Below are 25739 nucleotides of genomic sequence, written 5' to 3'. Positions count from 1 at the left end.
GGGCAGCGCTGACCCCCACCACACCCGGCAGCACGACACCAGGGGACCACACCGGACGGCGGCGACCACCTCTCCGCGCCCGCCACGTTCCGGGCCACAGCCGCGCCCGCCGCGTTCCGGGCCACAGCCGCGCCCGCTCGGGCGGCGCTACGGGTCGAAGAACTCAGAGTTCCCGAACCTGATCATCCACCCGCATTCCGGGCACGATCTTGCCTTCTCTATAGACACTTCCCTATCCTCGCTGGAGAAAGCGCTTTCCCTTCCGCTCTGACGCTGGCTGCCAATCGACCAGCGCCAGCGATCTCGCGGACCTCGGTGCGGGCCGGGCCACGGCGGAGCCGCGACCCGATCCACGCGCGGAAGGGCAGGTCCAGCCCTGTGCACCAGCGGTGCGAGCGCACCGGCGCCGGGGGCCGGATCGGCAGCCTCGGCGACCCGCCGACATGAGCGCGGCAGGTACCGGCACACCAGCACTCCGGAGACGAAGGTGAGGCGAAGATGAGACGACGACCAACCGCATTGCGGCTTCAGGCGGCGCTGGCAACGGCGGCCGTCGCGGTCGCGGTCGGTGTCGCGCTACCGATGCCCCAGGCGTCGGCCGCGGTCGGCAGCGCCACCGGCTATGCGACGCAGAACGGTGGAACCACCGGCGGTGCGGGCGGACAGACGGTCCGGGCCAGCACCGGGACCGCTATCCACACGGCCCTCTGCAACCGGGCCAGTAGCAGTACCCCGATCACCATCGAGGTCTCCGGGACCATCAACCACGGCAACACCAGCAAGGTCTCCGGCGACAGCTGCAACACCGCCGCCGACAAGATCGAGCTCAAGGAGATCAGCAACGTCACGATCATCGGGGTCGGCGGAGCCGTCTTCGACCAGCTCGGCATCCACATCCGCGACTCCAGCAACATCATCATCCAGAACGTGACCATCCGGAACGTCAAGAAGTCGGGATCGCCGACCTCCAACGGCGGCGACGCGATCGGGATGGAGAGCACCGTCCGCAACGTCTGGGTCGATCACGTCACTCTGGAGGCCTCGGGCGGGGAGTCGGAGGGCTTCGACGGCCTCTTCGACATGAAGGACAACACCCAGTACGTCACCCTGTCGTACAGCATCCTGCGCAACTCCGGCCGTGGTGGCCTGGTCGGATCCAGTGAGAGCGACCGCTCGAACGGCTTCATCACGTACCACCACAACCTGTACGAGAACATCGACTCCCGTACGCCGCTGCTCCGTGGCGGCATCGCGCACATCTACAACAACCACTACGTGAGCCTGCACGAGTCCGGCATCAACTCCCGGGCCGGAGCCCGGGCCAAGGTGGAGAACAACTACTTCAGGAACTCGAAGGACGTGCTGGGCACCTTCTACACCAGCGAGGCCGGTTACTGGCAGGTCAGCGGCAACGTCTTCGACAACGTGACCTGGTCCAGCCCGGGCAGCGACACCAACCCGGCCGGCCCCAACCCGCAGTCCAACACCACCGTCAGCATCCCGTACTCCTACCGCCTCGACGGGGCCGGCTGCGTGCCGGACGTCGTCCGGCAGACGGCGGGCGCGAACACGGGCCTGCGGGTCTCGGACGGCAGCTGCTCGCCGCAGGGACCGACGCCGACCCCGACCCGCCCCACGCCGACGCCGACGCGGCCCACACCCACGCCGACGACCCCCACGCCGACCCCGACCCAGCCGCCCAGCGGGACCAACCTCAGCATCGGGGCCGGCTCGGACGGCTCCAGCAAGGCCGACGGCACGGGCTACGGCAACGTGCGGGACGGTGACATGAACACCTACTGGTCGCCGGCCGGCTCGACCGGGTCCATCTCGATCAAGTGGGGTTCCGCCACCACCGTCTCCAGGATCAACATCCGCGAGGCGTCGGGCGCCGTCGGCAACATCGGGTCCTGGCGGGTGGTCAACCACGACACCGGTGCGGTCCTGACCTCCGGCAGCGGAGCGGGGGTCATCACCTTCCCCGCGACCTCACTACGCAAGATCACTTTTGACATCACCAGTTCGACCAGCACGCCGAGAGTCGCCGAATTCGAGACCTACGCCGGGTAGCGGCGCGGTCCCGCTGGCCTCGGGGTCCGGCTTCCCGGACCCCGAGGGTGGCCGGTGACGTCAGCCGGCGACCGGCATACGGGCCAGCGCGTGCCGGACTAGTCCGATCAGCGCCCGCTTGCTGGACTCCCGCTCCCGGGCATCGCACCAGAGGAGCGGCACCGAATCGTCGAGCTTCAGCGCCGACCGGATCTCCGCCTCGGTGTACAGGCACTCGCCGAAAAACCGGTTCACGGCGGCGACGAAGGGAATTCCGCGCCTCTCGAAATAGTCGACGGCGGGAAAACTCGTGTCCAGCCGGCGGGTGTCGATCAGCACGACCGCGCCGACCGCACCCTGTGCGAGTTCGTCCCAGATGAACCAGAACCGGTCCTGGCCGGGCGTACCGAAGAGATAGAGCACCACGTCCGGTCCGATGGTGATCCGTCCGAAGTCGAGCGCGACGGTGGTCCGGGTCTTGCCCTCGACCCCCATGACGTCGTCGACGCCGACGCCGGCCTCGGTCAGCACCTCCTCGGTGGTCAGCGGCGGAATCTCGCTGACCGAGCCGACCAGGGTGGTCTTGCCCGTACCGAAGCCGCCCGCCACGACGACCTTGACCGACCTGCGATCCACGTTCGATTTCCTTCTTGCCTAGAGTCTTTCCAGCCCGGCGAGGACCGTTTCCAGAAGCCGCCGATCGGCGATCTTCTGCTGTGCCGGTGCGCCGACGCGGAGGTATCCCTGCTCGATCAGCACGTCCACCATGACCTTGGTGATGGTGAGCGGGCGGTGCAGGTAGGCACCGATCTCGGCGATCGACACCCAGCGGGTGCAGCGGTCGACGATCTCGCGGTACTCCAGCTCCAGCCGACCCGGGTCGACCGGCAGGGCGATGACCTGGGTGGCCAGGTCGAGGTTGCTGTTGCGCGGACTCGTCCGCCCCTTGACGAGGATGTACAACGGCACCAACCCGGCCTGCGCCGCGTCGTCGCCGTCCCACACGTCATACGCCATAACCCCTGCCCTGCTGGCCGTTGGCGACCGTCGCGGTCCGGCGTACCTCGGCGCCGAGGTGCTCACCGATCCGGATCACCAGCCGGCTCATCTCGTACGCGACCGTGCCCATGTCGACGGTCTGCTCACAGAGTACGGCCAGCCGGGCGTTGCGGCCCGCGGCGGCGACGAACAGGGTGTGGCCGTCGTACTCGACGATGACCTGCTGCACCTGCCCGCTGTCGAACCGTCGGCCCGTGCCGGCGGCGACGCTGTGCAGGGAGGAGGCGCCGGCGGCCAGCAGCTCCGCCGCGTCCTGGGCCAGCCCGGTGGACTTCTGGACGATCAGCCCGTCGGTCGACAGGACGACGGCGTGGACGACGTCGGGAACCTCCACCAACTGGTCCAGCATCCAGGTGAGGTCGTTACCCGAGGTCGAGTTGGTCTGCACCAGTCCATTGTAGAAGTCCCGGGTACGGGGGACGGCGCCACCGGCTCAGGGGGTGACGGCGGCGCCGAGTCGGGCCGCGACGGCCGCGACCGCCGCCCGCAGTTCCGGCCCACCCTCGACCCGGAAGGCGAACGGCACGCTCGGCAGCCACTCCTCGGCGTACATCGCGGGGTTGCTGGTGCTGCCGACCAGCACGCAGCCGGCACCGGCGGGTTCGAGCCGTCCCATCGGGGGCCTAATCCATGGGGCCACCTCGGCCGCCGGGGCGTCGAAGACGACCCGGGTGCGGAACTCCCACCCGGTTCCCAGGTTCTCCTCCAGCGCCGCGACCGGGTCGAGGCCGTCGGGCGGCTCGAACGGGTACCCGGTCTGTCGGACCGCGCGGACCCGGTCGAGCCGGTAGGTGCGGACCGCGTCCGCGCGGTGCGAGTGGCAGAGCAGATACCAGCGGCCGTACCGGACCACGACCGCCCAGGGGTCCACCTCGGCGTCCCACTCGTTGCCCGACTCCGTCCGGTAGGTGACCAGCACCCGGCGTCGGGCCGCGACGGCGGTGACCAGCGCACTGGTGGTGGCGGGATCGGGGCGGGACGAATGCCGGTCCGGCGCGGCCGAGGCGTGCCGGCGCAGCGCCGCCGCCTGCCGGCCGACGCTCTCGGGGAGTACCTGGATGACCTTGCCCAGGGCGGAGCCGACCAGGTCGTCGGCGTCGGCCTCGGCGGCTGCCGGCTGACCGTCGAGCACCGCCATGACCAGACCGAGCGCCTCCGCCTCGGTGAAGACGACCGGAGGCAGCCTCGTCCCGCGGCGCAGCCGGTACCCGCCGTACGGGCCCCGGATCGACTCGACGGGGATGCCGGCCTCACGGAGGATTCCGACGTACCGCCGCGCGGCCCGCTCGGTGACGCCCAGCCGACCGGCGAGTTCACCGGCCGTGGTGCCGGGACGGGCCTGGAGGATCTCCAGGGTACGGAGGGCGCGTGCGGTGGGGCTCGTTTCGGTCGGCACCCGAGCAGCCTAGGCGCCAGCCGAGACGTACCGGAAGTAGATCGTCCGGATCAGGGCCTAGCGTCGTGCCCCGGGGCGCACCGGTTCCAGGGCCGGACGCGACCCGACCGCGCAGAGAGGAAGACTGATCATGGACGTACTGCTCATCGCCGGCCTCTGGCTCGACGGATCCGCCTGGGACGACGTCGTGCCCGCACTCCGGGCATTCGGCCACCGACCCGTGCCGATCACCCTTCCCGGGCAGGGTGACGGATCCACCTCCGCCACCCTCGACGACCAGGTGGCGACGGTGCTCGCCGCCGTGGACGCGGCGCCGGGGAAGCCGATGGTGGTCGGGCACTCCGCCGCCTGCACGCTGGCCTGGCTGGCCGCCGACGCCCGCCCGGAGAAGGTGGCCAAGGTCGTCCTCGTCGGCGGCTTTCCCGTCGCGGACGGCGGTTCCTACGCCGAGTTCTTCGAGCTGAGGGAGGGCGTGATGCCCTTCCCCGGCTGGGAGCCCTTCGAGGGCCCGGACTCCGCCGACCTCGACGAGGAGGCCCGGCGGTCCTTCGCGGCCGGCGCGATCCCGGTCCCGGAGGGGGTGGCCCGGGGGGTGGTACGGCTGGTGGACGAGCGACGGTTCGACGTCCCGGTGGTCCTCGTCTGCCCGGAGTTCTCACCGGACCAGGCGCAGCAGTGGATCGCCGCCGGGGAGGGACCCGAACTCGCCCGGGTCACGCGTCTCGACCTGGTCGACATCGATTCGGGCCACTGGCCGATGATCAGCAAACCGGGCGAGTTCGCCCGGCTGCTCGCCTCGGTCGCCGACGGCTCCTGACGACGGTGGGCCCGCCTCGCCGGTCGGGGGCGGGCTCGCCACCCGTCACCCGCCCCAGCACCGCCAGGCGTTCACCGTCCACACTCTTTTGTCACCACGGACAAAAGTGGAGACGATCCTGCCGAAAGATCTGGACATCTCGACGGCAAGAACTTAGTGTCGGACAACATCAACATATTTAAACGAGCTAACCGGCGGCGCGGTCAGCTCGTCGTCTGAGAGTCACGGCTCGACCGGGGGCGCCAACTCTCCAGGTCACCGTGCCCGCAGACCCGGCGCGGCCGTCGCGCCATGCCCGGAACGGCGTCGCTCCGCGTCGGCTCGGCAACACGGCCCGCGTCACCTGGCCCACCGGTCCGACCTCGCCCTAGTCCACCCTCCCCCACCGAGACACTCCGTCCACACCAGCCGTGACAGGCCGGCAGCCGCAGCGCCGGACCCACCGTCGCGGATCCAGCGGTGTGCGGTCTGCCGCCATGTCGTCCGTCGATCCACGCGAAGCCCCGACGGGTCGTCGACGTTGCCCCAAGACTCGCGAAAGGTGTGTTCGACATGCCAGCCTTCCCAGTGCGATGCGGCCCGCCGAGGCGTTCGCGGCCGCTCCCCCGGCTCGGCACCGGCCGCTCCGGACGACCGATGAGGATGCTCGCGGCGATAGTCGTCCTGATCACCGGCTCGGCGCTCCTCGCCGTCCCGGCCAGCGCCCGCCCGGTGGACACCGAGCGGAGCAGAGCCAGCGATCCCACCTCGGCCGGCGAGCTACAGGCCCAGGTGCTCACCTGGACGGGCGGCAACAGCACCGAGGCGTACGTCTCCGCACCCACCACCGCCGTCGCCGGACCGGCCACCCTGGTCTTCGAGAACAGCGTCGCGACCGGCAACACCAGCGGGATGCAGCACACCCTCACCTTCGACACCGGGAATCCCGAGTACAACCGCGATGTCGACGTGAACATCCTGGCCGACCCGTTCGACGCCAACCAGGGCCGGTGGACCGTCGACGTGGTGCTCACGGAGGGCACCTACCGCTACTTCTGCGCGATCCCCGGGCACGGCGCGATGACCGGACTGCTCGTCGTCACCGGCGGCGGCGCGGACACGACCCCGCCGACGGTGACCGCCGAGGTCACCGGGGATCGGGACGAGAACGGCGGGTACGTCGGCGCCGCCACGGTCACCCTCTCCGCCACCGACACCGGATCCGGCGTCGGGCGGGTGGAGTACTCGTTGGACGGTGGCGCGTACGGCACCTACTCCGGCCCGGTCACGGTGAACGCCCCCGGGCAGCACACGGTGACCTACCGGGCCACCGACGTCGCCGGCAACACCTCCGCCGTACAGTCGACCACCTTCCAGGTCGTCGAACCGGCCGACCCCGACACCACCGCACCCACCGTCACCGCCGCCGTCACCGGCGAACAAGACGACGAGGGCGCCTACATCGGCATGGCCACCGTCACCCTCACCGCCACCGACACCGAATCCGGCGTCGAACGCACCGAATACTCCCTCGACGGCGGCAGCTACACCGCCTACACCGCCCCGGTCACGGTGAACACTCCCGGGCAGCACACGGTGACCTACCGGGCCACCGACGTCGCCGGCAACACCTCCGCCGTACAGTCGACCACCTTCCAGGTCGTCGAACCGGCCGACCCCGACACCACCGCACCCACCGTCACCGCCGCCGTCACCGGCGAACAGAACGACGAGGGCGCCTACATCGGCATGGCCACCGTCACCCTCACCGCCACCGACACCGAATCCGGCGTCGAACGCACCGAATACTCCCTCGACGGCGGCAGCTACGCCGCCTACACCGCCCCGGTGATGGTGCACCAGCCGGGCCGGCACACCGTCAGCTACCGGGCCACCGACAGGGCGGGCAACACCTCCGCAGCCCAGTCCGTCACCTTCGAGGTGGCCGACACGTCCACTCCGGACACCACGGCGCCGACCGTGACCGGCGGGGTCACCGGGGACCGCGACGACGATGGCGGCTACCTCGGTGCCGCCACGGTGACCGTCACGGCCACCGACACCGAGTCGGGCGTGGACCGGATCGAGTACGCGGTCGACGGGCAGGCGTACGCGGCGTACACCGCCCCGGTCACCGTCAACACGCCCGGCGAGCACACCGTTTCGTACCGGGCCACCGACAGGGCGGGCAACACCTCGGCGGCGCAGTCCGTCACGTTCACGGTGGTCGAGCTGCCGGACGACTCCACCCCGCCGACCGCGACCGCCACCGTCGCCGGTAACCGGGACGGCACCGGGGCGTACGTCGGCGCGGCCACCGTGACCGTCTCGGCCACCGACGCCGGATCGGGGGTGGACCGGATCGAGTACTCGCTCGACGGGCAGCCGTACGCCGAATACACCGCCCCGGTCACCGTCAACCAGCCCGGCCAGCACACCGTCTCGTACCGGGCCACCGACGTGGCCGGCAACACCTCCACGCCCGGGTCGGTCTCGTTCAGCGTGGTCGCCCCGCCCGACCCCGACAACACCGCCCCCACGGTGACCGCCGCGATCACCGGTCAGCAGGACGGCAGCTGGGCGTACGTCGGCAGCGCCACCATCGTGCTCACCGCCGCCGACACCGGGTCCGGGGTCCACCGGGTCGAGTACGCCCTCGACGGCCGGGGCTACGTCGTCTACTCCGGCCCGCTCACCGTGAACACCCCGGGTGCGCACACGGTCAGCTACCGGGCCACCGACCGGGCCGGCAACGTCTCGGGGACCGCGTCGGCCACCTTCACGGTGGTGCCGAGCGGCCCGCCGGCACCGAGCTGCCGGGTGACCGACAGCCGGCCGACGGTCTGGCTCGGCACCTCGAACAGCGGTGTGCCGAACCGGGTGGTCGAGGGGCGCTGCTCGATCAACGATCTGATCTTCGACGAGCGGGTCTGGCCCAGCCACGCCGAGTTCGTCGAGCACGTCAGGGCGGTCGCCGAGCACCTGCACCACCGGGGCAGGATCCTGCTGAGGGAGCAGAACGCGCTGGTACGCACGGCCCGCGACTCCGGGGTGGGCCGGTCCGAGGCGAAGCAGGGCTACCAGCCGCTGCTGGACCGCACCGCCGCCTCGTTCAAGCTCTGGGAGCAGGTCGGCGCCGGCGGCTTCACGCGCAACGCCGACGGGTCGATCACCAGTAGGGCGGTCGACGGTCTCGGCATGCTCTGGTTCCCGGTCCGCAGCTACGGCGACTTCTCGCTCAAGCTCCAGTGGCGCGACGACGCCCCCGGGGACGGCCGGGCCAACAGCGGGGTCTTCGTCCGCTTCCCGCAGGTGCACCAGCACCCGCAGGAGTCCCGCCCCGAGTGGGTGGCCATCAAGTACGGCCACGAGTTGCAGATCTTCGACCGGACCGACGGCGACCAGTACAAGAGCGGCTCGGTGTACGGCTTCGACCGGGTCGACCTCGACGGCGCCCGGGTCACCCCGAAGGGCACCTGGAACGACTACGAGATCCGCGTCGTCGGCCAGCACTACTCGGTGTTCCGGAACGGCGAGTTGATCAACGAGTACCTGAACGTCCCCGACGCCGTCTTCAGCCCGCCCCGGGCGGACGATCCCGGCGGCGCCGGGCGGCAGAACGCGACCGGCTACATCGGCCTGCAGAACCACGGGGCCGGCGACATCGTCACCTTCCGCAACGTCCGGATCGCCCCGCTGACCCCGTGACGTCGCACGCCGTCCTCTCCCCCGCCTAGCCGAGCGATTGGATCGAAACGTTGGACAAGGAAACGAAGGACATCGGCGAGGTCGTACTCTCGGCGCCCGCCGCCGGGCCGGCGTCGCAGCCGGCGTCGCCGGTCCGGCTGCTCGGCACGAGCGGCGGCCGGGCCCTGATGGTGGCGGCCATCATGCTGGTGACGCTCGTCGGCGCGGGCGGGCTGGCCGTGGCCGGCGGCGCCACCACGGCCGCCCCGCCGGCCGAGCGGACGGTCGAGGCCGCCGCGGCCTCGGCGGAACGGCCGGCCGGCTGTGTCACCCCGGACCGCCGGCTACAGATGTACGCGGTCGAGCTGCCCAAGGACCCGGTGACCAACCAGGTCCGGCTCGGCTACGGCCTCACCCCGCAGACGGCCTCCTACCCGGGGCCGACGATGGAGATGATCGAGGGGGAATGCCTGGCGATCACCCTGCACAACCAGGTGCCGGCCGCCACCCTGGAGCAGTTGCGCACCGACCCGGCGCACCCGGTCGGCGTCTCGCTGCACGTGCACGGGGTCAAGTACACCCAGATGTCCGACGGCACGGTGCACAGCAACTCCTTCGTGCCGCCGGGCGGGTCGCGGACCTACATCTGGTACGCCAAGCCGCGCACCGCGACCTCGCAGGGCACCGCCGGCTACTGGTGGTACCACGACCACGTGGTCGGCGGGCCGCACGGCACCCAGGGCCTCCGCTCCGGGCTCTTCGGCGGCCTGGTGGTACGCCGGCAGGGCGACCCGAGGCCGGACCGGACCTACGTGACGGCCTTCGGCGACCGGCAGACCATCAACCTGCGGCGCAGCGCGGAGGCCGACACCTGCGACCCGGTGAACCCGCAGCCGGGCCCGACCTGCCTGGTCGCCAAGCTCGGCGAACGCATCGAGTTCATCGTGATCGGCATCGGCGACGACATGCACACCTTCCACGTGCACGGACACTCCTGGGCGGACACCCGGACCGGCCTGGTCCCCGGCGGCAACAAGGCGCTCATCGACTCGATCCCGGTGATCGACAACAAGACCCTCGGCCCCGGTGACACCTTCGGCGTGCAGATCGTCGCGGGCGACTCCGTGGGACCGGGGCACTGGATGCTGCACTGCCACATGCAGTTCCACTCCGACCTGGGCATGTCGACGACGCTGCACGTGCTCGACGAGAACGGACAGATGCCGCCGCACGCCGGTGGCCACCGGCCGGCCGCGCCGGCACAGGGCGCCGCCGCACCGGCCGGCGCGCACGGGAACCACCGATGAGTAGAACTCTTCGTACCCCCTCTGGAGGAGGAGAAATGGCTCACCACCGCCATTTCCGGCTGTCCCGATCGGTCGGGCGACACCGCCCCGACCCCGTCGACCCGCCGTCCGCCGCGCTCGACCCGGTTTCCCGGGCCCGGTGGCGTGGCGCCGGACCGCTGCGCCGGGCGGTCGCCCTGGCCTCGGCCGCCGTGCTCACGCTCGGCCTGCTGGGCGCGCCGGCCGCCGCCGCCCCGGACGGGAGCGTCGGCGGGGTCGCGCCGGCCTGGAGCGGCCAGGCGGTGAACGTACTGGTCTTCCACGGGCCGGCGGCGTCCCAGGACGACCCGGTCGCCCGGGCCGTCAGCACGATCCGCAAGCTCGGCAACGAGAACGGTTTCACCGTGCACGCCTCCGCCGACCCGGCGGTCTTCACCGCGGACAACCTGGACCGCTACCGCAGCGTGGTCTTCCTGTCGGCGAACGGGGTGACGCTGAACGACGCCCAGGAGGCGGCGTTCCAGGCGTACGTCAAGGGTGGTGGCGGCTTCGTCGGCATCCACGACGCCGCCCGCGCGCAGCCCGGCTCGGAGTGGTTCACCGGTCTGATCGGTACCCGCCCGGCGGCGAGCCTGCCCAACGCGGAGAAGATCGAGAGCGTCACGGCCAGCGGCAACAACCCGCCGAACGAGATCGTCGAGAACCTGATCGACGGGTCGACCGGTACGAAGTGGCTGACGCGTACCCCGACCGGCTGGGTAGTCGCCAAGCTCGGCGCGCCGAAGGCGATCGCGCACTACGCGCTCACCTCGGCGAACGACTTCACCGGCCGGGACCCGAGGGACTGGACCCTACAGGGGTCGGCCGACGGCGAGACCTGGACGGACCTGGACCGCCGGACCGGGGAGACCTTCTCGGGGCGGTTCCAGACCAAGCAGTACACGTTCACCAACACCCAGCCGTACCAGTACTACCGGCTGAACATCACCGCGAACAGCGGTGAGCCGCTGATCCAGCTCGCCGAGCTGTGGCTGATCGGCCCGGACGCCGGACCGGCGCCGGAGTCCCGGGTGCAGGAGGCCGTGGTCGAGGTGGTCGACCGGCAGCACCCGGCGAACAAGGGCCTGCCGCTCAACTGGACCCGCGCCGACCAGTGGATGAACTGGGACCCCAGTCCGGTGGGCCGGGTGCACACCGTCGCCCAGGTCCGGGAGCGCAGCTACCAGCCGGGGCTGGGCGGCAACGGCGCCTTCCACCCGATCTCCTGGTGCCGGGACTACGACGGCGGCCGCTCGTTCTACACCGGGATGGGGCGCACCGAGGCGAGCTACACCACCGACACGAAATTCCGCAGCCACCTGCTCGGCGCGTTGCAGTGGACGACCGGTCTGGTCCGGGGCGACTGCCAGGCGACCATCGGGGCGAACTACAGGATCGAGCGGCTGACCGCCGCCAACCAGTCCGGCCAGCTCGACCAGATCGGTGAGCCGCACGGCCTGACCATCGCCCCCGACGGCAAGGTCTTCTACATCGGCAAGGCCGCCTGCCCGAGCGGGCCGATCGTCGACTGGGCCAACCCGGACGTGGGGCTGGGCTGCGGCACCATCCACCAGTGGGACCCGAAGAGCAAGCAGGTCAAGCTGCTGACCACGCTGGAGGTGATGGGCAACCGGGGCAGCGGCAGCGAGCTGGTGAAGAACGAGGAGGGCCTGGTCGGCATCACCCTCGACCCGAAGTTCGCCGAGAACGGCTGGTTCTACGTCTACTGGATGCCGCACGAGTCGATCGACCGGGAGCGCCGGGTCGGCCAGCGTACGGTTTCCCGGTTCACCTACGACCACGCCGCCCAGTCGGTCGACCAGGGCACCCGCAAGGACCTGCTGCACTGGGACACCCAGATCCACAGCTGCTGCCACGCCGGTGGCGGGATGACCTTCGACGAGTCCGGCAACCTCTACATCGGCAGCGGCGACAGCAACTCCTCCGGCGGGTCGAACGGCTACTCCGGAAACAACTGGACCCAGGAGTACGCCGGGATCTCGTTCCAGGACGCCCGGCGTACCTCCGGGAACACCAACGACCTGAACGGCAAGATCCTGCGCATCCACCCGGAGCCGGACGGCACCTACACGATCCCGGACGGCAACCTCTTCACCGGTCAGGAGCAGGGCGGCGGAAAGACCCGACCGGAGATCTACGTGATGGGTGTCCGCAACATCGCCCGGATCGCCTGGGACCCGGTCAACGACTGGCTCACCGCCGCGTGGGTCGGCCCGGACGCCGGTGCCCCGAGCCCGGAACTCGGCCCGGCGAAGTACGAGACCGCCACCATCATCACCTCGGCGGGCAACCACGGCTGGCCGTACTGCATGGGCAACCGGCAGCCGTACCGGGACCGCAGCAACACCGACGCCACCGTGCTGACCGGCTGGTACGACTGCGACAACCCGAAGAACGAGTCGCCGCGCAACACCGGTCTGGTCAACCTCCCGCCGGTACGGGACAACATGATCTGGTACTCGCCGCAGGGTGGTGGCCCGGTCTTCCCGAAGCGCACCGACGGCAGCGGGCTGCCGACGTACAAGGCCGAGGACGCCACCTACACCCAGCCGTACCTGAGCGGCGGCGGTCAGGCCATCATGGACGGTCCGACCTACCAGCGCGAGAAGGTCGACGTGAACAGCGGCGTCGCCTGGCCGGCGTACTGGGACGACAAGTGGTTCATCGGTGACCAGTCGAACGCCAACAACCGGATCGCGGTCACCGTCGACCCGGAGACGGTCGCGCACGCCGGGGCGCCGGCCTTCGCCGAGGACCTGCGCAGCATCATCCAGGGCGGTACCGGCCCGAACCAGCTCGACTCCTGGATGGACGCGAAGTTCGGGCCCGACGGTGCGCTCTACATGCTCGACTACGGTCGGGGCTTCTTCAGCCTGCACCCGAACCAGAAGCTGGTCCGGATCACCTACCAGGGTGGCCAGGCCACCCCGAACCCGAGCCTGGCCACGGCCCGGTCGGTGACGCCGAGCCAGCCCCGGACCATCGGGTTCTCCGCCGCGCGGGCCGGCGGGGTGGCCTGGGAGTGGGACTTCGGCGACGGCAGCAAGCCGTCGCACCAGGCCCACCCGACGCACACCTACAAGCGGTACGGGACCTTCACCGCGACGCTGAAGGTGACCTACGCCGACGGTGAGGTGGTCACCGGGAAGATCGACGTGAACGCCGGCTGCGCCGCCGCCGACGCCCGGCCGACGGTCTGGATGCTGGACACCGACACCGGGGTGGAGAACCGGAAGGTCGGCGGCGGCTGCACGATCAACGATCTGATCGACGACGAGACCACCTGGCCGAACCGGGCCTCGTTCGTCACCCACCTCGACGCCGTGCTCGCCGAACTGACCGCCGCGCACGTCATCGACAACCGCGAGTCCAGGGCGCTGCGCCGGGCGGGTACCCAGTCCCCGATCGGTGCCACCGACGGCTACCAGCCGATCTTCGACGGTTCGGCGAAGTCGCTGGCCGGCTGGCGCCAGGCACCGGGCGGGTCGTTCTCGCTGCGCCCCGACGGGTCGATCCGCAGCTCCGGTGGCCTCGGCATGCTCTGGTACGCCGACCAGCAGCTCGCGGACTATTCGATCAGGGTGCAGTTCCGCGACATCTCCCCGGAGAACGTCCGGGCCAACAGCGGCATCTTCGTCCGGTTCCCGGATCCGAGGACTCCGCTGGAGCAGCGGCCGGCGGGCAGTTGTGGCACCGTCGGGTCGGCCCGTACCTCCCAGGCATGGGTCGCCATCTACTGCGGCCACGAGATCCAGATCTACGACGGTGAGACCGGCGAGCCGCAGAAGACCGGCTCGGTCTACAACTTCGCGCCGAACACCCTGGACCGGGCCGGTGCGACCCCGAAGAACCAGTGGAACGACTACGAGGTCCGGGTGACCGGCCAGCACTACACGATCGTCCGCAACGGTGTGGTGATCAGTGAGTTCGAGAACGCCCCCGGCAAGCAGTCGTCCCGCCAGGGCGACCCGCCGACCGACCTGCGGCAGTTCCTCAGCGGCTTCGTCGGATTGCAGAACCACGGCAACAACGACGTGATCGAGTTCCGCAACATCCGGGTGCGGCAGCTCTGAGCGAACGGTGCCGGATACGGGTCGAGCGGCCCGTATCCGGCACCGCTGTCTTTCCAGCCGAGCAGGTGCGAGCTGCCGGCGGCCCGGCGTCGCCCCGGCCGGCGGCAGCGCGTACGGCCGGCTCCCCGTCGCGGGTCGCGGTTGGCGAACGACGGTCGCGAACTACATTGGCAGCGGCCGGAGGCGTCGTTCGACAGCGGGAGGGGGTACCGCCGCGATGGTGGGCCGAGCGGACCAGCCGATCTGGCTGCGGCCGGAGTCGCTGCCGGCGGGTCGTCCGGCGGAACGCAGCCGCGCCGAGGTGACCTCGGCGGCGATCGCCCTCGCCGACCGGGACGGGCTGGAGGCGGTCACCATGCGCCGGGTGGCCGCGAGCCTCGGGACCGGCCCGGCGTCGCTCTACCGCTACGTGGCCGCCCGGGACGAACTCGTCGACCTGATGGTGGACGCCGTGGCCGCGGAGTACGACCTCGCCCCGCCCGGCGACGACTGGCTCGCCGATCTCGTCGAGTTCGCCCGGCAGACCCGTACGATCATGCGCCGTCATCCGTGGCTGGCACCCCTGGTGACCGGTCAGCCGGGCATCGGCCCGAACGGCCTCGACCTGGTCGAACACGTCCTCGCCGTACTCGCCGACCACCCCGCCGCCGTCGGCGTCAAGTTGCAGACCTTCGCCATGCTCAACGGCATCGTCGCACTCTTCGTGCAGGCGGAACTGGCCGGCGCCCGTCAACGCGGGGGCCGGAGCACCGAGCAGTGGCAGCAGGCACAGGCGGCCTACCTGCGCCACGTCGCCGCGCAGGGTCGGCATCCGCGTCTTGCCGAGGCCATCGCGCGGGGATCGACCGGGGCCACGGCCGAGGAGGATCCGTTCGACCTCATCGTCTCGCGCACCATGGCCGGCATCCTCGGGCCGGCGACTCCCGCCCCGTCGGCGGACGCCGGCCGGTAGCCGTCGCGCCGTCCACTCGGGCCGCTCAGTCGCTGACTCCGAGGTGCAGCAGCCACACCCGGTCGCGCACCCGGACCACGAGGTCGACGTAGGCCCCCTCGTACCAGTCCCGGGCGTGCACGGTGAGGGTCCAGGACTCGGCGGAGGCGGGCCAGAGCCGCCCCATCAGGGCCACGGCCCAGTCCGTGAGCGCTTCGGCCAGCAGCCGTGCGGCCCCCTGCTCGGCCCAGGCGTGCGGCTGGCGCCCCGGGACGAACATTCCGGGAAGTGCCGCCCGGGCCGTCGCGGACCAGGAGTCCACCGGCTCCAGGCCCGAGACCCGGCAGTTCGCCGGTAGCAGCGCGTTCACCGCCGCGACCACGTCGTCGCCGGTCAGCGGGCCGTCCACCAGGGTGAACGTGCAGGCGTGGTCGGTCTCCTCCAGCAGGTCCTCCAGGACCCGGAGCGCACGGTTGACCATCTCCGGGACCGCTTCCTGCGTCGCGTTCCTCGCCGCCGACAACCCGGCCCAGTCGAATTCCGTCACGGCGACCAGGGTAGTGATCATCCCCGTCGAGGGGTGTCCCTCAGCTGTGTGCGGGGGCGGGAGATTCCCGGGTGCTGCGCAACCGCTGGAGTTGCGGGACGAGGGCGCTGATCAGGCCCAGTCCGGCCAGGCAGGTGAGCCCGCCGACCACCAGGGCGGTGCCGGCCGTGCTCCCGGCCGCGACCAGCCCCGCGCGGAGGCCGCCGAGGTGTGGTCCGGCCGTACCGACGATGTGTTCCAGCGCGGCGACCCGGCCACGGTGGGACTCCGGCGTACCCGACTGCACGATCGTTCCGCGTGACACGACGGACCAGGTGTCGGCGGCACCGGCCAGCGCCAGCAGGGCGAGCACCACCGGAAGCTGACCACTCAGACCGACCCCGGCCAGTGCCGCCCCCCACACCCCGGCGCAGCACAGCAGCACGAGGCCGGGGCGGTCCCGCCGGGTGATCGTTCCGGAGAGCGCGGAGGCGAGTACGCCGCCGACCGCCACCGCCGAGGTGAGCAGGCCGAGCACCTCCGGCGAACCGCCGAACTTCTCCTGGTTGATGACCGGGAAGAGGGCCATCGGCATGGCCAGTACCGTCGCGGCGAGGTCGACGAGGAAGGCGGCCCGGACCACCGGGGTGCGGGCGGCGTAGCGGATCCCCTCCCAGACGGCGGCGGCACCGGCTCGCCCGGTCCCCTCGGTCGGGCCGGTCGGAGGCAGCCCGGTGATCCCGATCAGGGCGGCGACGGCGGCGATCCCGTTGATCACGAAGCAGACCGTCGTCCCCCACCGGGCGGTGAGCAGACCCGCCAGGGCCGGGCCGAGGAGCACCGCCAACTGGAAGGAGAGGTGGTTGAGGGCCAGTCCGGCGGCCAGCCGGTCGGCGGGGAGCAGCCGTGCGACGAAGGTACGGCGGGCCGGGGTTCCCAGTGCGGAGAAGGCCGCCGCGACGGCGACCAGTACCAGCATGGCCCAGGTCCCGTCGGCCGGCCCGGCGGCCACGGCCGCCATCAGGAGGCTGGTCACGATCTGGCCCCAGGTGGTGGCCAGGGCCAGCCGCCGCCGGTCGACGTGGTCGACGAAGGCGCTGCCGAGCAGGGCGAAGACGATGAGCGGAGCGGCGGTGAAGAGGCCGATCAGCCCGACCGTCACCGGGTTGCGGGTGTGCTCCCAGACATAGAAGGTGACGGCGAAGACCCCCAGCTGGCCGCCGAGTCCGGAGGCTGTGGTGCCCAGCCAGAGACGACGGAACGTGGGGTACTCGCGCAGCGGGCGGGTGTCGACCAGGGCGCCGGGAAGGCTCATCGCAGACGTCCGTCGAGGGCCTGGGCGAGGTTGTCGGCGAGGCGCTGGCGGAACGAGCGCGTCGCCAGCGCGGCGTTGATGTCCTCGACGACCCGACTCAGCGGATACGGCAGTTCCGCCTCCAGTTCCCGCACCGTGGCCTCGGTCGCCCGCCACTCCGCCTCCAGCAGCGGCAGCACCTCCCGGCCCCGGCTGCTCAGCCGGATCCGGCGGGTCCGACCGTCACCGCCCTCCGCGCTGTCGACGAACCCCGCCGCGCGCATCGCGGCGGCGGTCTGGCTCATCGCCGAGTGGGTCACCTCGACGGCGGTGGCCAGTTCCTGGATCGTCATCGACTCGTGTCGGGACAACTGGATCAGGGGACCGACGAACCGGGTGCGCAGCCCGGATATCCCCGCCTCGTCGTAGAGCGAGGCGATCTCCTGGTCCATCGCGTTCAGCATCTGCCACAGCGGGCGCCAGTGGCTGCTGTCGAGCAGGTCCCGGCTCTCTTCCCTCTTCTCGGCTCCGGTCACGCAGCCGACGTAACAGCACTTATATAAGCGCTGTCAAACCAATTGCGGCGCTCATCGCTGGGTGTCCTCCAGATAGCGCAGGACCGCGGTCACCCGCCGGTCCGCCCGGTCGTCCGGCGGCAGGTCCAGCTTGGCGAAGATGCTGCGGATGTGCTTGTGCACGGCACCCTCGGTGACGAACAGGCGCTCGGCGATGGCGCCGTTGCCCAGCCCCTCGGCCATCAACCCGAGCACGTCACGCTCGCGCAGGCTCAGCCGGCTCAGCGTGCTGTCGGGACGGCTGCGCGCCAGCAACTGGCCGACCACCTCCGGGTCGACCGCCGTACCGCCGTCGGCGACCCGGTGCAGCGCGGCCAGGAACTCGTCGACCCGGCCGACGCGTTCCTTCAACAGGTACCCCAACCGCACCGTGCCCCCGGCGAGCAGCTCGGTGGCGAAGGTCTGCTCGACGTACGCCGACAGGACCAGCACGGCAAGACCCGGCTGGCGGCGACGGGCCTCGACCGCGGCGACGATCCCCTCGTCGGTGTGCGTCGGCGGCATCCGGACGTCGACGATGGCGACGTCCGGGGCGTACGCGTCGACGGCCGCCAGGAACGCGCCCGGCGTGTCGGTGGTCGCGACCACGTCGAGCGACTCCGCCCGCAGCAGCAGCGCCAGACCCTCCCGCAGCAGGGGGTCGTCCTCGGCGATCACGATCCGCACGGCAGCTCCACCTCCATCGTCGTGGGCCCACCGACCGGGCTGGTGAGCCGGAACCGCCCGTCGTACGCCTCCACCCGGCGACGGATGCCGACGAGGCCGGACCCGTCGCGCTCCTCGGCACCGCCGTGGCCGTCGTCCGCCACCCGCAGCAGCAGCCGGGCGCCGGCCCGGCGCACCGTGACGGTGGCGCTGGCCGCTCCGCTGTGCCGGGTCACGTTGGTCAGCGCCTCGGCCACCACGAAATAGGCGGTGGCCTCGACCGAGGCGGCACAGCGGCCGGGCACCTCGACGTCGACCCGGCAGGGCACCCCGCAGCTCGCGGCGAGTCCACCGAGGGCACCGGCCAGCCCGCGATCGGCCAGGACCGGCGGGAGGATGCCGCGCACCACGCCACGCAACTCGGCCAGTGCCTGCTCGGCGGCGTCCTGCGCCCGCTCCAGCACGTCACCGGCGAAGACCGGATCCCGGGCCACCGCCCGCCGGGCGGCACCCAGCAGGACGGTGACCGCGACCAGCCGGTTCTGCGCACCGTCGTGCAGCGACCGCTCGATCCGGCGCAGCTCGACCGCGTGCGCGTCCAGCGCCGCCGCGCGGGTCGCGGTCAACTCCGCCACCCGCAGCGACAGGTCGGTGTCGGCGGGCGGCGCCAGCAGGCGACGTCCGGGCCACGCCTGGAGCCGCGCCATGCCGGGGCCGAGGCCGACGACGACGGCCAGCCAGCCGACCCCGGTCAACCCGACGGCCAGCGCGTCCAGCAGCCCCTCGATCCGCCAGTACACCAGCCCGGGGCCACCGGCCTCGGCCGGCAGCAGCCAGAACCACAACGGGAAGGTCAGGCTCTGCACCGCGTACAGCGGCAGGCCCAGGCCGACCAGACCGATCACGAACCCGCCGGTGGCGTGCACCAGCAGCCAGGCGAGATCACGCCGTACGGCGGCATCCCGCAGGGCGGCCCGCGCTCCGGCCGGTACCGGCCCCGGACCGATGATCTCGGGGCCCCACCGGGACAGCCGGGCCCGCTCCCGATCGGCCACCGCCCGCACCACGCGCAGGGCCGACGGCACCAGCAGCAGCCCGACGCCGACCGGAACGGCCAGCACGACCGCGACCAGGTAGCTCAACCCGCCCAGCGCCAGCAACGCCGTGCCGAGCCCGCCGACCAGATGCTCCAGGGCGTCGACCGAGTCCCGTGCCCGGTCCCGCAGATAGTGCCGGACGGAGCGCCACCGGGCGCCGGCCGGGTCGTCGGTCGTCCTCATCCCACCTCCCGGCCAGACCCTAGGACACCCGAGGTCGTCGCCGCGAGGTGCCGAGCCGGGAAGTACAGCCTGCTGTACTCCGGTCGACGCGCTGGCGGGATCGTCGGCGGCCGGCGGTGTTCCTAGCGTGGGACGTACCGCCGAACCGACCGCACCGGAGGTACCCGATGGCCGACCCGTACCGAATCCCGCAGACGCCCGACCCGACCGTCCGGCCCGACCAGGCCGCCGGCCGGAGGGTGCTCCGTCCACTGCTCTGGACGGTGCTGATCGTCAGCGCCGCCGCCAACGGGGTCTCCTCGATCACCGGTCTACCCGCGCTCGTGGGGATCGGCTTCGGCGTCGTCACCCTCGGCTGCGTCGCCGCCCTGGTCGTGCACCACTACCGACACCGCCGCTGACCGGCACGTCACCGGTCGGACCCGCAGTCGTGGCGTGGACGTTCTCCCGGTCCGGTTCCGCCCCGCACCTCTTCGGCGAGCGGCTGCGGGACTTCGAGCGGGACCTGCCCGCCCTGCTCCGGGAGGCGGCACCGGACGACCGTTTCGCCGAGCACCTTCCGCCGACCGACATCCAGACCTGGCGCAGGCCACGGGACTGAACCGAGCGGGTCGTCGCACCGGTCAGCCGCCGGTGGATGCCCGCCGGACCAGCCGCCAGTCGTCGCGGTGATCCGGTGCCGGGTCGCCGAGCGCGGCGGTGGCACAGGCGGTCCCCTGCGCGCGCAACGACTGGGCCACCGTGGTGAGCCCGTGTTCCCGGGCCACGTCCGAGTCGTCCCAGCCGCTGATCCGGACCGGGTCGGCCGCCTCGCGCAGCGCGGCGAGCGCCAGCCGGTCGCTCATCGCGGCGACGGCGTCGAGGTCGGGCGCGGCCGCGAGCAGGTGGCGCATCACCGACCGGGCTTCGGCCTCGTCGTTGGTGCGACACACGCCGACCGGCACCTCCGACCAGTCGATGCCGAGTTCCTCGGCGGCGTCACGGTATCCGGCCAGCCGGTCGCGGGTGACCGGGTATCCGACGGTGTCCGGCTCGACGCCACGGCGGACGAAGGTGTCGCGCTGCCGGTCGACCGGGAAACTCAGCACGGCCGGCCGTCGGGCGGTCGCGAACACCTCGGCACCCACCGCACGGGCGGCGCCGCGGTTGTCGATGCCCACCAGCGTCGTGCCGTCCCGCCCGGGACCGCCGTGCACGACGACCGGGCGGCGGGTGCCGCACGCGGCGGCGAGCGCCGGGTCGTCGCCGGTGGTCGTCCAGACGACGTAGGCGTCCACCGGGGCGGCGACCACCCGGCCGGCGTCCTCGTCGCCCGTTCCGGTCGGCACGATGAGCAGCCCGTAGCCGCGCTCGGCGCACACCTCGGCGATGCCGGCGAGGAAGGCGACCGCCTGCGGGTCGTCGAAGGCGTAGCTGAGGTGCTCGCCGAGCACGACGCCGAGGGTACGGGTGACGCCGTAGCGCAGCGACCGCGCGCTGGGGTCCGGTCCCGGGTACCCGAGGGCGGCGGCGGTGCGCAGCACCCTGCTCCGACTCTCCTCGGAGACCCGCTCGGGGCGGTTGTAGGTGTACGACACCGTCATCGGCGACACGCCTGCCGCCCGGGCCACGTCGGTCATCGTCACCCGGCGGGTGGTGGGCTGGCGCGGTTGCACCCCCGAATGATACCTGTGTAGCGTTACACAATGCCTGTCGTCTCCCCCCACCGGCAGCTCGTCACCGCCACCTACCTCAGCTCGACCGCCTTCGGCGCCTTCTGGGGCACCTGGGGTTCGGCCGTGCCACGCGTACGCGACCAGGCCGGCCTCGACGCCGGCCAACTCGGCACCGCGCTGCTGTTCATCAGCGCCGGTGCGCTGCCCGCGATGCTGCTGACCGGCCGGGCACTGGACCGCTGGGGGCTGCGTCCCACCGCCCTCCTGGTCGTCGCCCTGGGCGGGGCGGGACTCGCGGCCGGCGTCACCGCTCACGGGTTCCCGAGCCTCTGCGCCGGGCTCGTCGCCGTGGGCATCGCCAGCGGCGCGGCCGACGTGGCGATGAACTCGGTCGGCGGGCGCGCCGAGCAACGCTCCGGGAGGCCGATCATCACCCGGGCCGGCGCGGTCTTCTCCACCGCCGTCGTCGCATCCAGCCTCGGCACCGGCGCGGCATTCGCCCACGGGGCGCCCACCTGGGTCCCCTTCGCGGGCGTACTGCTGCTGTCGGTGCTGGCCGGCGCCGGCATCCACCGCGCCCTGCCCCGCCACGTGTCGGCCCCGGAGCCGGGCGTGCCGGCCGGTGGCACCGGCAGCCGGCTGCCGGTCGTACCGCTGCTTCTCGTCGGCGTGCTCGGCGCGCTCGCCTTCGCCAGCGAGAACGCCCACCAGAGCTGGGGTGCGGTCTTCATGGCCGACGTCCTGGCCGCCGGACCCGGACTGAGCGCGACCGCCCCGGCCGCGTTCGCCGCCGTCGTGGCGGCGACCCGCTTCGCGGTCAGCACGCTGCCACCGAAGTACGCCCGGCCGGTCCTCGTCCTCGGCGCCGTCGTCGCGGCCGGCGGCGCGGCGCTCCTCGCGCACGCCCCGACCGTGCCCGTCGCGCTGGCCGGGCTGGTCCTCGCGGCCGCCGGGACCGCCGCGCTCTTCCCGACGCTGCTGAGCATCGTCTCGCGCAACGTCGTCGAATCCGCGCGTGGCCGCGCGACCTCGATCGTGACGGTCGTCTCCTACCTCGGCTTCCTACTGGGGCCGGTCTACGTCGGCCTGTGGGCGTCCGGGACCGGCCTGCGCGGCGCCATGGTGGCGGTGGCGGCGCTCGGCCTCGCCCTGGCCGCACTCACCCTTCCGCTGCTGGCGCTGAGCCGTTACGCGGTGACGCCCCGGCCACCGGCGCGGCACGCCGAGAGCGTCGCCGTGCCGTCGACCCACTCCCCGTGATCCGCCGGACGGAACCGGGCCGCCCGGCCACGGTCAGGGCGTACCGGCGGGCCGCGCCGCCGACGCGAACGACCGGCGGTACTGGCCCGGACTCACCCCGACGACCTGCCGGAACCGTTCCCGGAACGCCGTCGCCGAGGCGAACCCGGCCAGCTCGCCGACCCGTTCCACCGGCTGGTCGCCGGTCTCCAGCAGAAGCTGCGCGTGCCGGACCCGCTGCCGGTTGAGCCACTGCATCGGGGTGGTGCCGGTCTGGTCGCGGAAGTGCCGGCTCAACGAGCGGGTACTCATCGACGCCCGCTCGGCGATGGCGGCCAGGGTCAGCGGGGCGTGCAGGTTGTCGGTCAGCCAGCCGAGCAGGGGCTGGAGGGAGATGCCGGTCGGGGCGGGTGGCTCGTGTGCGATGAACTGCGCCTGGCCACCGGCCCGTTCGAGCGGCATGACCGAGCTTCGGGCGGTCCGCGCGGCCACCGCGGCGCCGTGATCCCGGCGTACCAGGTGCAGGCAGAGGTCCAGTCCGGCGGCGGCACCCGCCGAGGTCAGCACCGACCCGTCGTCGACGAAGAGCACCTCCGGGTCGACCTCCACGGCGGGGTACCGGCGAGCCAGTTCGGTGGCGGCGGCCCAGTGCGTGGTGGCGCGACGACCGTCGAGCAGTCCGGCGGCGGCCAGCAGGAAGGCGCCGGTACAGATCGAGACCACCCGGCCGGTCGCGGCGGTGAGCGCCGCGACCAGTCCGGGCGGGATCGGGGCGTCCACGTCGGCGACACCGGGGACGACGACCGTGTCGGCCTCGGCCAGCGCGGCCAACCCCTCCGGCACGCGGATGGCGACCGGCCCGGCCCGGACCTCGGCGGCGTCCGCGCAGACCCGCACCTGGTACGCCGGGCCGCCGTCGGCCAGCCGGGCCCGGCCGAAGACCTCGATCGGCACGGAGAGGTCGAACGGAACCACGCCGTCGAAGGCGAGGATCACGACGCGATGCATCCGCCCATTCTGGCGCGAACCCGTCGGTGGCTGTCTCGGCAGCCACTGCCGCCAGCCGACCGGCCCGGCTACGTTCGGTGCCCATGACCGTCGTCGTACCGCTGTGCATCGGTGTTCTCTACGTCCTGCTGAACTCCCTGATCGCCGAGCCGCAGCGCCGCCGTTTCAACGCGGTCGTCGTCGCCGGAGCGGGCGCGGCCTACCTCAGCGGCGGCGGACTGGGGATCGGAGAGTTCGCCTTCACCGCCGTGCTCACCTACCTGGCCTATCGCGGGCTGGAGTCGTGGAGGTTCATCGGCGCCGCCTGGCTACTGCACACCGGCTGGGACATCGTGCACCACCTGCGCGGCGAGCCGATCATCCCGTCGGCTCACGACTCCTCGTTCGGCTGCGCGATCTGCGACCCGGTGATCGCGATCTGGTGCCTCGCGGGCGGCCCTTCCCTCTGGGGGTACGGCCGGGCGTGGCTCTCCGGCACGCTCCGGCCCGGTCGGCGGGAATCCGGGGAGTCGGCGTCCAGCCGCTTGTGAAAGTGGTGCTTCGCGGTCCCGTCCGGCATCCCCGGCGTACGTCCGACCTCCCGGTAGCCGTGCCGGCGGTAGAAGTCGGGTGCCTGGAAGGACATGGTGGCGACCACGACGCGGTCGCAGCCACGCCGCCGGATCTCGTCCTCGGCGGCGGCCAGCAGTCGTCCGCCGAGCCCCTTTCCGCGCTCTTCCGCCGCCAGCCAGAGCGAGGTGATCCCGCCGCAGCCGCCCCAGGTCCAGCCGGTGATTCCGCCGAGCAGGGCACCGGCGTCGTCGGTGAGCCGGACGGCGAACGGCAGCTCGTCGTCCGAGACGATGGCGGCCCGGTTGAGCGCCTCCAGCTCGGCGGAGAGGAGCGCCGCCAGCTCGGGGTCGTCGCGCCCGACGGAGATCAGGGTCATCCTCACATCCTGCGTCATCCTGGCAGCGGGGCATCCGGTGTCGAGCCGATCTTTCCGGGAAGCCGGCCGATCGGCAGCTTGCCAGGGTAGCCGCGCCGAGGCCGACGCCGACCGGTCAGGCGCAGACGGCCTCGTCCAGGAACGCGTCGACGGCGTCGTCGACGTCACCGGGGAACTCGGGCGTCAGCGCGATCGTGACCTGACGGCGCAGGTCCAAAGTGGAGAACGACCAGGACTGGTAGGCCAGGGCGTCGCCGTCGTTGCCGTAGACACGTACCCCGCAGGAGGTCTCCCGCCAGGCCAGCCCGAGCCCGTACATCCTGCCGTCGGTACCCGGGGTCATCATCTCGCCGAGCAGGTGGTCCGGCAGGAGTCGACCGTCGAACAGGGCGGCGAAGAACCGGTTGAGGTCCCTGGTCGTGGAGATCAGCTCGCCTCCGGCGCCCATCACCGACGGGTTCATCTCGGTGTAGTCGAGCAGTTCGATCCCGTCGCGCTCCAGCGGCACGTAGCCGCGTGGGTGCGGCCCGCGGATCCACGGCGACGTCCCCGGCATCTCCGTGCCGCGCAACCGCAACGGTTGGATGATCCGGCGTTCGATCTCCGTACCGTACGACTGCCCGGTCACCGCCTCGACGATCTGGCCGAGCAGGAGGTAGCCGGTGTTCGAGTACCCGAAAGCCGAACCCGGCGGCTCGAAGGTCGGCGGGTGCACCATCGCCCGGGCGACGAGCTCGGCCGGATCCCAGCTCCGCCACCGGTTCTGCCCGAACTCCGGGTCCGGCGGCAACGGCAGCGTACGCAGGTAGTCGTACAGCCCGCTGGTGTGGTCGAGTAGCTGGCGCACGGTGCCGGCGTGATCCTCCGGGACGACTCCGGGCAGCCACTGCCGCACCGTGTCGTCCAGCCGCAGCCAACCCTCGTCGACGAGTTGCAGGACGACGGTGGCGAGGAGGGTCTTGGTGATGCTGCCCGCCCGGAACCGGCCGTCGACCGGGACCGTCCGGGTCGTACCCAGTGCGGCGAGGCCGCTGCCGCCCCGCCACACGCGGTGTCCGGCCCGTACCTCCGCCAGCGCGCCCACCGCGCCCGCGGCCACCACGTCGTCCAGCCGTCTCTGCAACCCGCCGCGCTCCCCCGCCGCCGGTGCGGCGGTGGCGGCGGGCGCGACCGCGACCGCCACCAGTACGGTTGTCGCGGTCACCAGCGACCGAAGCACTCGACTCATCCGCCCCCCTGGTTCGTCACCGAC

At 72.1% G+C, this 25739-nt stretch carries 22 protein-coding genes and 1 pseudogene; 10 read left to right on the top strand and 13 right to left on the bottom strand.

Features of this window, described 5'->3' with window-relative positions:
- The first annotated feature begins 498 nt into the window (after positions 1–498).
- Positions 499–2070 (top strand): polysaccharide lyase family 1 protein, encoded by a 1572-nt coding sequence (locus C6W10_RS16865; RefSeq protein ID WP_107258902.1) that lies wholly within the window; start codon positions 499–501, stop codon positions 2068–2070.
- A gap of 60 nt (positions 2071–2130) precedes the next feature.
- Here C6W10_RS16865 and C6W10_RS16860 read toward each other — a convergent pair whose 3' ends face one another.
- Genes C6W10_RS16860 through C6W10_RS16845 form a run of 4 tightly spaced genes read right to left on the bottom strand, consistent with a single transcriptional unit; the run spans position 2131 to position 4504 of the window.
- Positions 2131–2685 (bottom strand): ATP/GTP-binding protein, encoded by a 555-nt coding sequence (locus C6W10_RS16860; protein ID WP_107258901.1) that lies wholly within the window; start codon positions 2683–2685, stop codon positions 2131–2133.
- A gap of 18 nt (positions 2686–2703) precedes the next feature.
- Positions 2704–3066 (bottom strand): DUF742 domain-containing protein, encoded by a 363-nt coding sequence (locus tag C6W10_RS16855; RefSeq protein ID WP_107258900.1) that lies wholly within the window; start codon positions 3064–3066, stop codon positions 2704–2706.
- Complete coding sequence (locus tag C6W10_RS16850; protein ID WP_369930291.1) at positions 3056–3496, bottom strand: roadblock/LC7 domain-containing protein; 441 nt, start codon at positions 3494–3496, stop codon at positions 3056–3058. The genes C6W10_RS16855 and C6W10_RS16850 overlap by 11 nt, the downstream gene beginning before the upstream one ends.
- A gap of 45 nt (positions 3497–3541) precedes the next feature.
- A complete protein-coding gene (locus C6W10_RS16845; RefSeq protein ID WP_107258899.1) occupies positions 3542–4504 on the bottom strand; it encodes a YafY family protein in 963 nt (320 codons plus the stop codon).
- Between the two features lie 130 nt (positions 4505–4634).
- Here C6W10_RS16845 and C6W10_RS16840 point away from each other — a divergent pair, with 130 nt between their 5' ends.
- The 5 genes from C6W10_RS16840 (at position 4635) to C6W10_RS16820 (ending at position 15358) form a co-directional block, all read left to right on the top strand.
- Entirely contained in the window at positions 4635–5321 is a 687-nt protein-coding gene (locus tag C6W10_RS16840; RefSeq protein WP_107258898.1) for an alpha/beta fold hydrolase, read from the top strand.
- Between the two features lie 636 nt (positions 5322–5957).
- Positions 5958–9008 (top strand): family 16 glycoside hydrolase, encoded by a 3051-nt coding sequence (locus C6W10_RS16835; protein WP_159104618.1) that lies wholly within the window; start codon positions 5958–5960, stop codon positions 9006–9008.
- 50 nt (positions 9009–9058) lie between these two features.
- Positions 9059–10294, top strand: coding sequence for a multicopper oxidase domain-containing protein (locus C6W10_RS16830; RefSeq protein WP_199853955.1), 1236 nt, complete (start codon positions 9059–9061; stop codon positions 10292–10294).
- 35 nt (positions 10295–10329) lie between these two features.
- A complete protein-coding gene (locus C6W10_RS16825) occupies positions 10330–14406 on the top strand; it encodes a ThuA domain-containing protein (RefSeq protein ID WP_107258896.1) in 4077 nt (1358 codons plus the stop codon).
- A gap of 217 nt (positions 14407–14623) precedes the next feature.
- On the top strand, positions 14624–15358 hold the full coding sequence (locus C6W10_RS16820; protein ID WP_107258895.1) for a TetR/AcrR family transcriptional regulator: 735 nt from the start codon (positions 14624–14626) through the stop codon (positions 15356–15358).
- Positions 15359–15383: 25 nt separating this feature from the next.
- On the opposite strand, the gene C6W10_RS16815 is transcribed toward C6W10_RS16820, so the two are convergent.
- Genes C6W10_RS16815 through C6W10_RS16795 form a run of 5 tightly spaced genes read right to left on the bottom strand, consistent with a single transcriptional unit; the run spans position 15384 to position 19657 of the window.
- Complete coding sequence (locus C6W10_RS16815; RefSeq protein WP_159104617.1) at positions 15384–15884, bottom strand: hypothetical protein; 501 nt, start codon at positions 15882–15884, stop codon at positions 15384–15386.
- Positions 15885–15924: 40 nt separating this feature from the next.
- Positions 15925–17178, bottom strand: a complete 1254-nt coding sequence (locus tag C6W10_RS16810; RefSeq protein WP_107258893.1) for an MFS transporter — start codon at positions 17176–17178, stop codon at positions 15925–15927.
- Positions 17175–17693 (bottom strand): MarR family transcriptional regulator, encoded by a 519-nt coding sequence (locus C6W10_RS16805; RefSeq protein WP_234361812.1) that lies wholly within the window; start codon positions 17691–17693, stop codon positions 17175–17177. Before C6W10_RS16805 ends, C6W10_RS16810 begins: the two co-directional genes overlap by 4 nt.
- Before the next feature lie 51 nt (positions 17694–17744).
- Entirely contained in the window at positions 17745–18398 is a 654-nt protein-coding gene (locus tag C6W10_RS16800) for a response regulator transcription factor (RefSeq protein ID WP_107258892.1), read from the bottom strand.
- The gene (locus C6W10_RS16795; RefSeq protein WP_107258891.1) at positions 18386–19657 is read right to left on the bottom strand and encodes a sensor histidine kinase; all 1272 of its coding nucleotides are present in this window, start codon (positions 19655–19657) and stop codon (positions 18386–18388) included. The genes C6W10_RS16800 and C6W10_RS16795 overlap by 13 nt, the downstream gene beginning before the upstream one ends.
- Positions 19658–19824: 167 nt before the next feature.
- On the opposite strand from C6W10_RS16795, the gene C6W10_RS16790 reads away from it, so the two are divergent.
- Both C6W10_RS16790 and C6W10_RS37365 read left to right on the top strand, forming a co-directional pair.
- Entirely contained in the window at positions 19825–20058 is a 234-nt protein-coding gene (locus tag C6W10_RS16790; RefSeq protein WP_199853954.1) for a hypothetical protein, read from the top strand.
- A gap of 29 nt (positions 20059–20087) precedes the next feature.
- Complete coding sequence (locus C6W10_RS37365; RefSeq protein WP_159104616.1) at positions 20088–20258, top strand: hypothetical protein; 171 nt, start codon at positions 20088–20090, stop codon at positions 20256–20258.
- 22 nt (positions 20259–20280) lie between these two features.
- On the opposite strand, the gene C6W10_RS16785 is transcribed toward C6W10_RS37365, so the two are convergent.
- Positions 20281–21312, bottom strand: coding sequence for a LacI family DNA-binding transcriptional regulator (locus C6W10_RS16785; RefSeq protein ID WP_199853953.1), 1032 nt, complete (start codon positions 21310–21312; stop codon positions 20281–20283).
- Positions 21313–21342: 30 nt separating this feature from the next.
- Between C6W10_RS16785 and C6W10_RS16780 the strand changes: the two genes are divergently transcribed.
- Entirely contained in the window at positions 21343–22572 is a 1230-nt protein-coding gene (locus tag C6W10_RS16780; protein WP_107258890.1) for an MFS transporter, read from the top strand.
- A 33-nt stretch (positions 22573–22605) separates the two neighbouring features.
- Here C6W10_RS16780 and C6W10_RS16775 read toward each other — a convergent pair whose 3' ends face one another.
- On the bottom strand, positions 22606–23559 hold the full coding sequence (locus C6W10_RS16775; RefSeq protein WP_107258889.1) for a GlxA family transcriptional regulator: 954 nt from the start codon (positions 23557–23559) through the stop codon (positions 22606–22608).
- A gap of 83 nt (positions 23560–23642) precedes the next feature.
- Between C6W10_RS16775 and C6W10_RS38590 the strand changes: the two are divergent.
- A pseudogene (locus C6W10_RS38590) lies at positions 23643–23942 on the top strand (DUF6010 family protein); the annotation flags it as partial.
- Here C6W10_RS38590 and C6W10_RS16765 read toward each other — a convergent pair.
- Together C6W10_RS16765 and C6W10_RS16760 are read right to left on the bottom strand one after the other, a co-directional pair.
- Complete coding sequence (locus C6W10_RS16765; protein WP_199853952.1) at positions 23930–24487, bottom strand: N-acetyltransferase; 558 nt, start codon at positions 24485–24487, stop codon at positions 23930–23932. The pseudogene C6W10_RS38590 and the gene C6W10_RS16765 sit on opposite strands and share 13 nt — an antisense overlap.
- A 115-nt stretch (positions 24488–24602) precedes the next feature.
- Positions 24603–25715, bottom strand: coding sequence for a serine hydrolase (locus C6W10_RS16760; protein ID WP_107258887.1), 1113 nt, complete (start codon positions 25713–25715; stop codon positions 24603–24605).
- Between the last annotated feature and the right edge of the window lie 24 nt (positions 25716–25739).

The organism is Plantactinospora sp. BB1 (assembly GCF_003030385.1).
In the GTDB taxonomy this organism is placed as follows: Bacteria; Actinomycetota; Actinomycetes; order Mycobacteriales; family Micromonosporaceae; genus Plantactinospora.
Note: the sequence above shows the minus strand (reverse complement) of the source record. Positions and strands in the feature narration are given on the sequence as shown.